The 13,355-nt window shown below is 69.7% G+C and carries 8 protein-coding genes and 2 pseudogenes; 8 read left to right on the top strand and 2 right to left on the bottom strand.

All coding sequences use genetic code 11. The features are described from left to right. Nucleotides 1-2: 2 nt before the first annotated feature. A complete protein-coding gene (locus ACI78U_RS20920; protein WP_456877321.1) occupies nt 3-4,139 on the bottom strand; it encodes a CHAT domain-containing protein in 4,137 nt (1,378 codons plus the stop codon). A gap of 288 nt (nt 4,140-4,427) precedes the next feature. Here ACI78U_RS20920 and ACI78U_RS20925 point away from each other — a divergent pair, with 288 nt between their 5' ends. The 4 genes from ACI78U_RS20925 to ACI78U_RS20940 all read left to right on the top strand — a co-directional run bounded on the left by ACI78U_RS20925 (nt 4,428) and on the right by ACI78U_RS20940 (nt 8,001). Further along, a complete protein-coding gene (locus ACI78U_RS20925; RefSeq protein WP_456877322.1) occupies nt 4,428-5,447 on the top strand; it encodes a hypothetical protein in 1,020 nt (339 codons plus the stop codon). A 762-nt stretch (nt 5,448-6,209) separates the two neighbouring features. Continuing rightward, complete coding sequence (locus tag ACI78U_RS20930; RefSeq protein WP_456877323.1) at nt 6,210-6,941, top strand: hypothetical protein; 732 nt, start codon at nt 6,210-6,212, stop codon at nt 6,939-6,941. Nucleotides 6,942-7,466: 525 nt separating this feature from the next. Further along, the gene (locus ACI78U_RS20935) at nt 7,467-7,700 is read left to right on the top strand and encodes a hypothetical protein (RefSeq protein WP_456877324.1); all 234 of its coding nucleotides are present in this window, start codon (nt 7,467-7,469) and stop codon (nt 7,698-7,700) included. Further along, the gene (locus ACI78U_RS20940; protein WP_456877325.1) at nt 7,690-8,001 is read left to right on the top strand and encodes a type II toxin-antitoxin system PemK/MazF family toxin; all 312 of its coding nucleotides are present in this window, start codon (nt 7,690-7,692) and stop codon (nt 7,999-8,001) included. The genes ACI78U_RS20935 and ACI78U_RS20940 overlap by 11 nt, the downstream gene beginning before the upstream one ends. An 819-nt stretch (nt 8,002-8,820) precedes the next feature. Here ACI78U_RS20940 and ACI78U_RS20945 read toward each other — a convergent pair. Beyond that, the gene (locus tag ACI78U_RS20945; protein WP_456877326.1) at nt 8,821-9,819 is read right to left on the bottom strand and encodes an ROK family protein; all 999 of its coding nucleotides are present in this window, start codon (nt 9,817-9,819) and stop codon (nt 8,821-8,823) included. A gap of 205 nt (nt 9,820-10,024) precedes the next feature. On the opposite strand from ACI78U_RS20945, the gene ACI78U_RS20950 reads away from it, so the two are divergent. The 4 genes and pseudogenes from ACI78U_RS20950 (at nt 10,025) to ACI78U_RS20965 (ending at nt 13,152) form a co-directional block, all read left to right on the top strand. Beyond that, on the top strand, nt 10,025-10,798 hold the full coding sequence (locus ACI78U_RS20950; RefSeq protein ID WP_456877327.1) for a hypothetical protein: 774 nt from the start codon (nt 10,025-10,027) through the stop codon (nt 10,796-10,798). Next, nucleotides 10,795-11,460 (top strand): hypothetical protein, encoded by a 666-nt coding sequence (locus ACI78U_RS20955; protein WP_456877328.1) that lies wholly within the window; start codon nt 10,795-10,797, stop codon nt 11,458-11,460. Before ACI78U_RS20950 ends, ACI78U_RS20955 begins: the two co-directional genes overlap by 4 nt. Nucleotides 11,461-11,574: 114 nt before the next feature. Next, a pseudogene (locus tag ACI78U_RS20960) lies at nt 11,575-11,880 on the top strand (transposase); the annotation flags it as partial. Nucleotides 11,881-12,004: 124 nt separating this feature from the next. Further along, nucleotides 12,005-13,152: pseudogene (locus ACI78U_RS20965) on the top strand (IS3 family transposase). Nucleotides 13,153-13,355: the final 203 nt, after the last annotated feature.

Raw genomic sequence — 13,355 nt, forward strand, 5'->3', positions numbered from 1 at the left:
GGTCACTGGCCCCAATGGACGAACGCGGCCCACGCGATCACCTCGCGCAGCTCGTCGGGCCTGAGCCGGTCGCGCAGGGGCTTCGGCATGTCGTCGGGGAACGCGTGGTCGGGGCCGAGCATGAACCGCTGCGCCTGCTGCAGCGCCGCCCAGGCCGGTAGACCCTCGGTGCGCAGGTAGCGGTGGAACATGAACATCATCGCCGAGGTGGCGGCGTCGGGAACGCTCCACTGCGTGCAGATCACGGTGCGGGCGCCCCCGGCCAGGAAGGCCGTCCCGAGACTGTAGGCCTCGTCGTAGCCGGTCATCGCCACTCCGGTGTGGCAGGCGGCGAGCACAACGAGGCCGAGGTCGCGGTCCGGGACCTCGGCCAGCATTGCGACCAACTCCGCGGCGAAGAGGCGGTCCTCGACGCCCGCTAGCTGCAGGTACGCCGTCGGCGGGTCGCTCTCGGCGTCGACGAAGCCGTGGCACGCCAGGTGCAGTACGGCGCCGGTGTCGAGCCCGGACGCGCGCAGCCACGCGCACACCTCGCCGCGGCTCCCGCTTCCCGACGGGCTGGTCGACCCGTCGGGTCGTCGGCCGAGGTAGCGGGCCCCGGGGTAGAACACCCGCTGGACCGCCAGCGCCTCCCGCCGGGCGGCGGGCAGGTCGAGCTCGGACACCTCGGTGTCGGGGTCGCCCACCACGAGGCCGTTCCCGGTCAAGGGGACGGGGCCGAGCGTTGCGGACCGATGCAGCATGCGGGCCGACGCCGCCTGCGACAGCGCGACCAGCTCGATCGCGTACGCCCCGTCGCGTGGACGTCGGGCGGCGTGCCACGGGACCCGCGCCAGGTCGCCCATCGGTACCAGCACGAGCCGCGGCGACCGGCCCGGCGGAACCGCGGTCAGGCCGGGCACCAGCTTTTCCACCAGCGGACCCATCGCCGCGCGCCACGCCCACGGGCACAAGTGCTCGAGGCTGCGGGCCAGCTCGGGGTCGGACGACGCCGGCGGCGCGCCGGCCAGGGCTAGGTCCCGTGCCAGGTCCCGCGTTGCCCGGTCTCGACGGCGCAGGGCAGCGAGGTAGCGGTCGAGCTCTGGCACGCCCTCGACCTGCAGGTCGGGCAGGGCGACATAGCGCGGCGCCCCGTGCGCCGGCGCACAGATCGCGTAGCCGGGCATCGTCCCCGCCCCCGGCACGAGGTAGACCAGGGCATCGGCGTCGCTCGACCGGAGCGCCTCCTGGATCTCGTCAAATGCCGGGGGGTCGAGCAGGTCGCCGCCTACCCCGTGCTCGGTCACGGCACGGAGGACCGCGCGGCGCAGGTCCGACGGCAGCTGCATGGGGTCGCCGGTCTCGACGGCGGTCCGCCACCGTGCCGCCAGGTCGGGGTCGCCCGCCGCCTCCAGGCGGGTGGTGAGCGTGCCGACGGCGGTGGCTGCGAACAGTGCCAGACCACGGCCCTCGTCTAGCGCGGCGATCGCGGTCGCCGGGTCGTTTGCGGCCAGGCAGCGGCGCGCGACGTCGACAGCGTCGGTCGCCGCCCACCGCACGGCGACCGTCGCGCCCGACAGGTCCGGTTGGGCGAGCACCCGCCAGACGTGGCCGCGCAGGCCCTCCAGCGCCGTCCGGTGGCTGTCCGGAGTCGCGCCGAGAGTGCGCCGAACCTCCGCCAGCATGTCGTTGACCAGTTGCCACATCGGGTGGCCCGGTCCGCCCGCCGCCTCCTGCGCCTCCTCCAGCAGCATGCCGGCCTGCCGGCGGTCGGCGGTGGCGTTGGTGAGCTCGGCGCGGCTGAGCAGGCCGAGGGACACGCTCGTCAGGTGGAAGACCCGATGCGGGTCGTCCTCTCCCGCGATATCCCGCGCGCGGTGCAGGTGCGTGAGGGCGAGGTCGACCCGGGTGAGATCGGTCTCCCGGCCGCCCCGCAGCGCGGCTGCGGCCACGACCGTGTGCGCCAGCGCGCGTTCGGTCGTGGCGGGGCCGGGTTGCTCCGCCCGCTCCTGCAGCTCCCCCAGCTGCGCGTCGGTGGCCCGCTCAATGCTGTTGTCGCCGTGCAGCGCGATGAGCAGGGTCATCAGCGCGCTGGTGTCGTCGAAGGAGGTGCGGAGGTCCCCGTCGGGAAGGGTCTCCGTCGCCCTCCTGGCCCGCTCCAGGGAGGCGGCGAGGTCGCCGCCTCGCTCGTTGGCCGCCAGCAGGTCCAGCGAGGCGAGCATCGAGTCCTGAAGGGGCCGCAGCCAGGGATCGTCCGAGCTAAGGCCGTCGACGAAGTCGCGCACCTCCTGGGACAGGCGCCCGACCGCCGTGGCGTCGCCATGGTGGACCGACTGCGCCACCTGCACGCTCCAGCGGGCCGCCGAGATCAGCGGGACGAGGGCCGGGTCGTCGCCAGCCTCGGCGGCCAGGGCATCAAGATGGCGGACCGCCAGGTCCGGATCGGGCAGGTCGCGTTCGGCGAGCGCACGCATCAGGCTCAGCAGCCGGGCGGCCGTCCGGGTGCGCCGCCACTGCGACGTCTCGGGCACGGCGCCGTCGGCGATCTTCAGCAGCCCGTCGAGCGGACGCAGCCGTCGCGGGTCGTCCATCGGGTTGCCGCGCACGAAGGCCTCGACGAGCACGGCGGCGCGCGGACCGCGTCCCGGCGCGTCCACCGGCAGGTCGAGCACCTCTGCGACGGCCGCATCCAGGTCGGCGCCCTGCGGCAGCGGCTCGGGGGGCGGCGCGCCGGCGGGGACGGCCCGCAGCAGGGCGGCCACCTGCGTCAAGGCCAGCCGGGCGGCGTAGGGGAGCGCCGGGTCGGCGAGCCGCTCGTCGACTCGGCGCAGGGCCGCCGGCGCCGCAGCGCGGTCACCCGCCATGCCGCGCACGGCACCGGTTACGGCCTCGGTCATGAGCGCCCGGTCCGGGTCGGGTGTGGCGCCCGTGACTGCTGCCGACTCCGCCAGCCGCTCAAGCGCCTCGGCGTGCCGACCCTGCGCGGCGAGCCGCAGGCCGTCGGTCGTGAGGAGTCCGGCCCGCAGGTCGGGGTCAGTGAAGCGGTCGACCGCCAGCGGGCCGTCGACGGAATCCGGGTGCAGCGCGGCCCGGACCGTGAGAAGCATGCCCTCGCACAGCTGCGTCTCCCCGTCCAGGCCGGCGTCGCGCAGGGCGGGCAGCGCCGACGCCAGCAGCCGCTCGCTGTCCTCGTGGCGCCCGCGCATCAGAGCGGACGTGGCCTGCGACAGGTCGACCCGCGCCAGCTCGCCCCGCTCCTCGACCGCGTCCAGGTGGAGCGCCGCGAGCTCGTCGCGGACGCGCTCATGCCGGGCCTCGACGTCGGCCCATGGGACGTCCGAGTCGGTCTCGTACACCGCGCCAGCGAGGCCGAGCCGGGCCCCGAGCACGGGAAGGTCGTGGGTCAGCGCCAGCTCCCGCGCCGTCGCGCACAGCGCCGGCAGCGCCGCGTTCCCGTCGGCCCCAGGCTCCGCCATCGCCTGCGTGAGCCACTGACAGGCGTACTCGACGCACCGACGGGCCTCGTCCGGCCGCTCGGCGGTGACCCACAGCGCGGCGGCGCGCCGCCAGTCGTCCAGCGCGTCGGCGGTGAGGTCTGGGCGCGTCTGCGCGGCGGCCTCCGCGGCCGCCGCCGCCTCGTCCCACCGCTTGCGCTCCGCGAACAGGTCCCGGGCCCGGGCGGCATGGGCGTGGGCGTCGCCGACCCGACCCTCGGCGTCGGCCACGCACCCCAGCACAAACTCCCGGTCGCCGAGCAGCCCCGGCAGCAGCTCGGAGAGGTCGCGCTCGCACCGCACGGCTCGCCGCCGCGCCTCGGCCTGGTCGTCGGTCCGGGTGCAGACCTCGGCGATGTGGACGTCGACGACCGCGCGCACGGCCCGGGGCCAGTCGTCGGGCAGCAGCGGCGCCAGGGCAAGCAGGTGCTCGGCGTAGCGGTGAGCCGCCTCCGGGTCCTCGTCCGCGCACAGGTCCGCCAGCTCGGCGAACAGCGCCACTAGGGTCTCGTTGCTCGCGGTGGCGGCGACGGCCTCCAGCAGCTCCGGGTTGGGACGCCCGTCCGGCTCGCGGGCCTGCTGATCAAACTCCTCGACGAGCCACCACGCTCCGGCGTCCCCGGCATCGGCGGCGTCGGGCTCGGCCCGGTCCGGGTCGGTGGTCACGTTGCCCCCTCAGGCGCGGGTCCGCCGCTCGTCTGCACGGCGTCGAGGTCCACGACCCTCGAACGCGAAGGACATGTCCTGCGCCCGGATCATCCCCTGCGCCGGGTGGCGGCCGGTTTCCGTACGCGCTCATCGTCAGCGGGTTCGTTGCGGCGGAGTCGACCTCGCCGACCCCCGTGACCTGGCAGCTCGACACGACGGAGCCGACGGTGGTCGCTTCAACCGCATCCTGCTTGAGGCATAGGCCAAAGAAGACGTTGCATTAGTTCGTGGTTCAGGGCGTGGCCCGTGGTTCGCGAGCTGACCGCGCTCATAGCCAATGACATGGGGGTCCCGCAGAGCTCTGCCGAGCACATCGTGAGGACGTCGATCCTCGCGACACACAAGATCTTCGATCACTACCTGCTCCTCCTCGACCTGGCGAGGAAGCAGTGGGACGCCGACTACATCGAGTACGCGTTCGCAGCCTCAGGTGGCGCCGCCGAGCGGGGCTTCCTCGATACCTTCCTCCAGCCAGCCGTCACACTCCTTGAGGGAGGCCGGTGGCTCAACTCAGCCTCTTTAGAGCTGACATTCCTCGAGATCGCCGCAGGGCCCGCGATGCGCAATCTGCATCTCAACAAGATGGCTGACATAGCCACGTCGATGTTCGAGACGCAGCGGCGCTTGAAAAGGGTTCAGTTCCTCGATCGCAAGGTTCGGGCGATGGCGGGCGAGGATGCACGGGACATGCCCGCGCCCGACCCGCCACTGTGGACCGGTCAGCCCAGTCCTGAGCAGGCCATGATCTCCGGCTTCGAGTTCCGGGACAGCGCCTCACCAGTGCCCGATGCTCGGCCGGCCGAGTGGGACGCCTTCGTTCCACTGGCAATTGCGACGCGGGAACGGGTGGAGGCCGCAGTGACCTGGCTCCTAGCGCATGTCGACGTGGGGGAGGTCCGGATCATCGGAAGGCCTTCGCCAGCTCTGCAGCGAGCTCGTCCCTCGGCAGCCACACGGTGGGCGCAATTGCTCGCGGCTGAAGAGGGTGGAGTTTCCGGGTTGCCCAAGCTCGCTTTGGACCCTCGCTACTTCCAGCACCGGGAGATCCTGCTCGGCGTAGCGTCGTATGCGGACTCGATCGAGTTCTATGCCGCTGCTGACCGAGCCCCCTTGGCCCGTCTCGTCGTCGTCAGCGCGGAAAGCTCGGTAGAAGGTGTAATGCGGATCATGGACCCGCTAGTGACAAGGGCTCTCCTCGTCGAACTAAGAAGCGGTCGGCTGGACCGAGGGACCGAAGATCCCCCCATGGCGCCCTCCGACCGGTAGGCGGCGCAGGGTGATCCGGCTGCCGCTCGATTCGCGCTCGGAAGACGGGCCGCTCCCGATCCCAAACGGTCTCGGAACGGGTGACCGGGATCCAACCGGTATGGGAGCGGGTGACGGGAATCGAACCCGCACAGTCAGCTTGGAAGTCTTGGGAGTCCAAGCGCCATCTTGGCTGGTCAGCGCCGAGTCAGGCGGATGCCGTGCCTTTCACGTGCCTCAGCGCCTCATGCGGCCGGCGGAAGAGCGGCCTTTCGCTGTCACCCGGGACGACACTGAGCGCCATTGACGGAGTCGGACTCATCGCCGTCCGCGGTGATCGGGCACACGCGACCCTCACCGAACCAGATCCGGCGCGCCCCGTGGCGCTGACCGCGGACATGGTGACCGAGACGGCGATCTGGCTCGACGCCGGCTGGTGGCTCACCCCGCCGGCGGTAAATGGTCCTCGCTGTCGTCATCGCTGGCCGGACAACGATCGGTCCGCCGGCGGCCCTGGTGGAGGGAGGCAGTGCGCGGGTTGCCGCCCCTGCGGTCCTGACCGGACCGCGGGACCCGCCGTTGTTCATGCGAGAGGGTGGACTGGGCCGCTGCCTGTCCGTGTGGTGTCACCGGGGTGACCCATGCAGCGGCGCGTGGGGCGTTCATCCGGAAAGGTCATGCCCTTGAAACCGGGATAGGGGTGTGCAGCAAGGACTCTCGGTTTGTGTGGTCGCGGCGCCGAGGCGGCCCTATCGTGATACGACATAGTCCACCGCGTATGCGGTGGCTGCCTCACGGTCCCGGGTATCGACACCGAAGGGCGAGCTAATGTGGGGAAACTCAAGGCGGGAAATTTCAGGGCAATTGAAAGTCGAACACGAAGATGTTGGCTGGGACACGGCGGCGGAACTTATTGCCAGCCACTACCAGCAATCCTTCGATCTTGCATATCGATATTGGCGTGAGCGCAATAGGCTGTTTGGTCTACTTTTGCTCCTGCTGGCATTAGCGGCACTTTTAAGCGTGCAGGCCACCGCCAGTACGCTTCTCGTGACCGTCGTTGCGAACACCTTGGGTGTCGAGGACGATGCTGATAGTCTCGACGCGTTGCAACAAAGTTTCTCTATTGCCCTGATAAACGGCGCTACCCTGGCAGGCGCAGCCTTCCTGATCTTCCTCGTATATCAGCGTACTCGTTATCTGAATCTGCTCTACGCATACCTTCGGGCCCTGGAGTCGGAGCTTAGGGGACACCTGCAGCTGGCGAAGTCGTCGCGCGCCTTCACGAGGGAGGGCGATTTCTATGAGAGCCTTCCAAGCGACCTCGTTGCCAGGCTGATCAGAGTAGCATATCTCTCGATATCAGGCTTACTGCTAGTCAGCGTTTTCGTCTTTAGAGTCTTCCAGGATGCCCAGGCGCACGCTTACTGGAATGTAGCGGTCGACTGCGCATTCGGGGCGCTTTCAATCCTGTTCTACTGGGGGTACGTCCGCGAGGCGCGCAGGGCCGTATGAAGTCGGGATATAGCTTACCGCCGCCGATGGGGCCTTCATTTGAAGCGGGTTTAGGCGCGGAGTGCCCGTGGACCTCGTGCCCTGCGCTGAGTGAGAGCATCGCGGGCCGGGGTGGGTGATCAGGGGGCCGTGGCGCACGGCGGAGCTGTGGATCCACGAGAGGACGCTACGGGTGGGACTTGGCTGCTCCCGGGCTAAGGGGGGCGGCACCGAGGCGAGCAGCCGGTCGATGGCCGGGACGGTGATCTCACGCAGCCGCAGCTCACCGAGGCTGATCGCGGTGCTGGTCCTATTGCCGCTGACCGGACTTGGGATCGTTAGCGCAGCTTCACGCGTGGAGCGGGTGACCGGGATCGAACCGGCATGCCGGCTTGGAAGGCTTGGTGGTCTGGCCCATGTCTCTGTTGGTCAGCCGCCTGCCTGGCGTTGCTCGTGCCTTCCACGTGCCTCAGCCCCCGGGCGCGCCGTAAGAAGACCGGTTAGCAGCTTGCTTTCTCGTCTCACGACCGGTGAGACAACCCAGGGATGGCCGAGACGATCACCTTCCGCCCCGACGAAGACGCCCGTCGGGCGTTGGCCGTTCTGACGCAGGACGGCACCTCTGTCTCGACCGCCGTTCGAGCGGCTCTGATTCAGGCCGCCAAGACGGCCGCGCAGGACAGGTTGCGTTTGGAAGCCGCTGCGCCGGCCGCCGACGACGCCGACCGTGCCGAGGCGGCTCAGGTTCTTCGGGACATGGAGACGCTGCGTGCGTGGTGAGGTCTCCCGCCTGCGCTCGCCTCGTGGCGCCCGTAGCCATGAGCAGGCCGGCGTCCGCTACGCGGTGGTCGTCCAGTCCGACCTGCTGCCCTTGTCGACCTGGTTGGTCGCGCCCACGTCCGCCTCGGTACGACCAGCCACCTTCCGTCCTGAGGTGTCCATCGAGGGCCGCCTGACCCGGGTGCTGGCCGAGCAGACCAGTGCCGTGGATCCGCAGCGCTTGGGGGAGTCGGCCGGTCACCTCAGCTCCGATGAACTGCGCCAGGTCGAAGCCGCACTGCGCCTGGTCCTCGGCCTGTGACGAGCGCCCGACACGTGTGTCGTCAGTGGCTCGCCGCCGGGACACGAGCCCTCCTCCAGCAGTGACTCCTCATCATGGTGGTCCATGGCACCCGAGCGTCCCCGAACCTAGTGCGGGACCGGCTGTCACGCCGGGCGAGAGGTCCACGACGGTGTCGGGGCCTGGTGTGCAACCGTGCTGCGGTCGCGCCGCCCGGCCGCGCTCGTGGTCGAGGAGCTGACGCTGCTGCCTCTCGTTATCCGCCGGCCTCGCCAGGATGCTGCTGACCCGGTTCCCGGACGCGCTCACCGAACTGCTGTCAGCGCGGGGAGTTCCGGCATCGCTGATCGATGGAGGACGGGCACGAGTTCGGGATCTTCGGCTGGCGGCTACGGCCGACCGCAGCCTGGTCGGCGTCGGGTCCGAGTTCCCGCAGCTCGCCGACCTCGACCGAGCGGACACCCCGTGCCTGGCGCTCTCCGTGTCCGTCTGTCGTCGCCGGGTCGGTCGTCACCGGGCTGGTGTGCGGCCGGCTGGAGCGGTCGACCATGCCGGCCTTGCCCAGGGTCCGATGAGGCTCGGCCCAGCGGTCGCGGTCTTCCAGGACAGCGCGAGGAACTCCGCCGCCCGGCTCTCGGGCCAGTCCTCCTCGACCACCAACCGGGCCAGGCGCAGACGCTGGTGTGGGGTCACAACGGCATCAGCGTGGAGCATGGGGACCTCCGGGGTCGTGGCGAGGTCGCCTCCAGCAACTCCACGTCCGGAGGTCCTCCCTCCGCGAGATTCATCAGTCAGATCCCGTAGTCGCGCGCTCTCGACCAACATCTCCGGTCAGTACACCTAGACCCTGGCGCGGGAGCGGGCGTGGGTTGCGGCTCCGGCGGCCAGGTAGTCCGGCGAGAAGGTCTGGCCGACGACTCGGCACCGCAGACCCGAATCGGAGAACGCGGAGCGGCTGCAGACCGTCGTCCTCACTGCGTTGATGAAGACACTCTCGGTGCCGTCCGGGCTGACTGTGACCAGCCCGGCCGGCCCATGGACGACGATCAGCGCTGGGTTGAGCAGGGTCACCAACGCGACCAGCGCCGATCCCAGCGATCGACCAGCATTGTCGTGCACGTCTATCGCCCAGGAGCCCTCGGGGTCGTTCTCTCCCAGGTTGTCGATCCTGGCGGTGATGGCGCTGAGGCTGGCCACTCGCTCGAGGCAGCCCTGTCCGCCGCAGCGACATGGCTGCCGGTAGCCGTTCACCCGGATGTGTCCGAGCTCCCCAGCGCTGCCGTTGCTGCCGGTTACGAGCTGGCCGTTGGCCACGATCCCGCAGCCGACGCCGTAGTCGTTGACGAAGACGGACGTGAAGTCCGCAATACCGCGGGCAGGGCCGACCGCGTGGTCTCTGACGGCGAGTGCGTTGGCGTCGTTCACCACTCGGGTGCGGCTCCCCGTGGACTTCTCGACGAGGTCCGCCAGGGGCACCTGATCACGGTGCTGGCCCTCGTCGTCACGCAGCTCGGGTGATGCGGTCACCGTCCTCCCGCCGGGATCGACGTGGCCGGCCACCGCGACAGCAACCTCCAGGTCGTCTCCCGACGGCACTTCCTGCTGCAGGAGCCGAGTGATGCCTGAGATCGCGCGGACGACGTTGCTCGCCCGGGTGTCCTTGAGCTGCCAGCACAGCGCGCCGACCCTGACTTCCTCGTCCTCGCTCGGGGGGACGAGCACCGCCGTCAGGCAAGCGGACGACACATGGAGGCCAGCCGTCCAGACGCGACCGTCCCCCCGAACAAAGTTGGTCGAAGCTCGATCGCGGAGGCGGTTGTCCTGCTGCGGCATCGGCATGCCTTCCCCCGGCCTCGCGGATCCCCGTCACGTCAGGCCGCGAGACATCGTGCAGTCGCCGCAGCGTACCTCCGGGTCACCGACGGGAGAACCGTCCGTGGCGTCCGCACACTGCTGGCGCTCCCTCCGCGATGCCCGTCCCCGCCGAGCGTTGACGACGGTCCTTGCGCGCGCTAACGTAGCAACTAAACGCAAGGACGAAGGCGTGGAGATGACTGAGATGACGAAGCCGCCAGTTCCAGCAGACGAGGACGAGGGTCTAGGAGTCGCCCTGGCCCCTGACTCCGGGGTCATGGCCTACGTGGGCACGCAAGCGCCCCAGGTGGGCCAGGTGCACGGCGTCATCGTCGCTGAGTCCACCGATTCGGGGACGGTCACCGATGCGCTGCGCAACGTGTCGGAGACCAACGCACGGCTGGCCGCTGTGGGGTCCCGTCTCAAGGCGGACTTCGAAGAGGTCCTGCAGGCGCTCGAAGAGGTGGCGCGCGCAGTGCCGGCCGGAGTCGAGGATCAGGAAGGCCAGCTGAGCGAGCACGACCAGGCGACCTTACGCGAGGCCGGGCTGCTTCGGTCGCCGACGTCTCCCCGCGCCACCCGGGCCTCCGCGCATGCCGCCGTCCGCTACGCCCAACTGCTGGGGACGGGGCTGAACGTCAAGGAAGCCGCCGCGCGGCTGAACGTGACGGAAGCCCGCATCCGTCAGCGGCTGGCCGAGCGCAGCTTGTACGGTTTCCAGAGCAAGCAGGGCTGGTGCCTGCCGGAGTTTCAGTTCTCCATCCACGGGGAGCTGCCGGGGCTCAAGAAGGTGATCGGCGCGCTGCCCGCAGATCTGCACCCGCTGAGTGTCGAGGGCTTCTTCGTCCAGCCGAAGGCCGAGTTGGTGGCCGACGACGAGCCGGTCTCGGTCGTTGACTGGCTCGCCGCTGGGCGGGATGTCGCGCCCGTGGTGGAACTGGCGCGTGACGTGCTGGCTGCGTGACCGAGAAACTGCCCGCGCCGTCCGTGTCCCGGTTTCCGGATCTGGGCAGCGAACACATTCGCGCTCTGCCGGCGGGTACGTTGCTCGGGCGGATCCACTTCACCGGAGGCGCCTACCCGTCGGCATGGAACACTTTTCGTCGATTCGGGCCGACCACGTGCCGGTTCGACCACCACGACGAGCCTCGAGGAGTGCATCCGCGGCGGGCGATCCTCTATGCCGCGCCGACCGTGAATGATGCAGACGGGCGCACCGTGCCGGTTCTCGACGTCTGCCTCGTCGAGGTGTTCCGCGACACCGGTGTGGTCGACGTCAGCCGGAACAACCCCTATTTCGCGCTGTTCCGACTGCAGCATGCCGTACGACTGTTGGACCTCGTGGACTCCAACTGGATCACGGTGGCAGGTGGTAATGCGGCGATCTCGAGCGGGAGTCGCACCGACTCCCGGAAGTGGTCGCGCGCGGTCTACTCCACGTACGAGTCCGTGGACGGGCTGTACTACGGCTGCTCGAACATGCCACGTGGGCGCTCCGTCGCGCTCTACGAGCGAGCGGAGGTGGCGCTCAGCACGTACCCGGAGCTGGATCTGCCACTGTCGAGCCCCGGCCTTTGGGGAGATGTCGAATTGGCCTGTTCCCAGCTCGGGCTGAGCCTCGTTTGACGCGACCGAGCCGCCCCGGCACGGCCGTGAGGGCCTGACCGATACGTTCCGAGGGCTGTTCTCCGCGTCACTCGGGGACGGGCCTGGCCGACCGGCGACAATCGACCTGCAGGCATGCTGCGCGACGCCTGCGAGGACCTGCTGGCCTTTACCGGCTTCCCGGTCAACCACTGAAAGAAGGTCTGGTCGACCAATCCGCTGGAGAGGCTGAACAAGGAGATCAAGCGCCGTACCGACGTCGTGGGCGTCTTCTTCAGTCCCGCGGCTCTGCTGCGGCTGGCCGGTGCGGTGCTGGGCGAGGCGCACGGCGAATGGCAGGTCTCCGACCGCCGCTGCCTCTCCGAGGGCTCCATGACCCTGCTCGCCAACCGCTCCGGCTCCGCCGAGGAGGTGGCGCAGCCGACTCTGATCGCGTCATAGTCCAACCCGCAGAACCTCCGCACGGCCGCGATCTACACCATCGACCGGGACGTCACTGGTCTGTCCCGCCCTTCGTGGAGTCGCGTTGCTGGAATCCTGACCGCGCAACCCCGGAGGAGGGTTCGTGGGCAGGCGTGGTTATCCGCCGGAGTTCCGGCGCAAGGTGCTCGATCTGGTGCAGGCCGGCAGGCCGGTCGTCGACGTGGCCCGCGATCTGGGGATCAGCGCGCAGTCGATCTACACCTGGCGTCGGCAGGACCGCATCGACAAGGGCCTCGAGCGGGGGCTGAGCAGCGCGGAGAAGTCGGAGTTGACCGCGGCCAAGCGGCGGATCGCCGAGCTGGAGGCCGAGCTGGCCGTTCATCGTCGGGCCAGCGAGTTGCTGGCGGGTGTGGTGCTCCCAAAAGGCGGTTCGAGGCCATCGCCGTGATGGCAGGCGAGGGGTTATCCGTTCAGCTCGCCACCCGCGTGCTCGACGTGACCGACTCCGGCTACTACGCCTGGCGGAGCCGGGCGCCGTCGGCGCGGGCGATCCGTCACGTCTGGCTGACCGACCAGATCCTGGCGGTGCACACCGCCTCCAACGGCACCTACGGCGCCCGGCGGGTGCACGCCGAGCTCACCCTCGGCCGCGGTCTCGTGGTCGGTCACGGCACGGTCGAGCTGCTCATGACCCGCGCCGGCATCCGCGGCGTCACCGGCCGGCCGCGCTGGCGACGTCCGACGCCGGATCTGATCTCTGCCGACCTGGTCGAGCGCAACTTCGCCCGTTCCGCGCCGAACCAGCTGTGGGTCACCGATATCACCGAGCACCCCACCCGGGAGGGCAAGGTGTACTGCGCCGTCGTGCTGGACACCTACTCCCGGCGGGTCGTCGGCTGGTCGATCGACGCCTCACCGACCGCCGCGCTGGTCACCAACGCCCTCGGCATGGCGATCGACGCGCGCACCCCACCGGCCGGAGCAGTGATCCACTCCGACCGCGGCGTGCAGTTCGGCTCCTGGGCGTTCACCGACCGGGCCAAGGCCTCTGGCCTACTCCCGTCGATGGGCAGCATCGCCGACTGCTTCGACAACGCCATGATCGAGTCGTTCTGGTCACGCATGCAGGTCGAGCTGCTCGACCGCCGACGGTGGAACACCCGCATCGAGCTGGCCAACGCGATGTTCGCGTACCTCGAGATCTGGCACAACCGACACCGCCGGCACAGCGCCCTGGGCTGGCTGTCACCCATAGAGTTCGAAACCCGAAACAAGATCGTGGCGGTCTAAGGATTCCAGGAATTCGACTCCACCGAACCGGGGGCACCCCATCACCCTCCACTGAACCCGGGGCGGTTCAGGCCGACAGCCATCAAGCAAGATCAGATTACTGGCCGGCGGAGCCGGATAAGATCATGGGGGATCAGGGCGCGGCTGACGGGGGTCACTCCAAGACCCCAAAACCAGTCCCTAGCCTCATGCAACAGATGGCG

The organism is Geodermatophilus sp. SYSU D00710 (genome assembly GCF_054050195.1).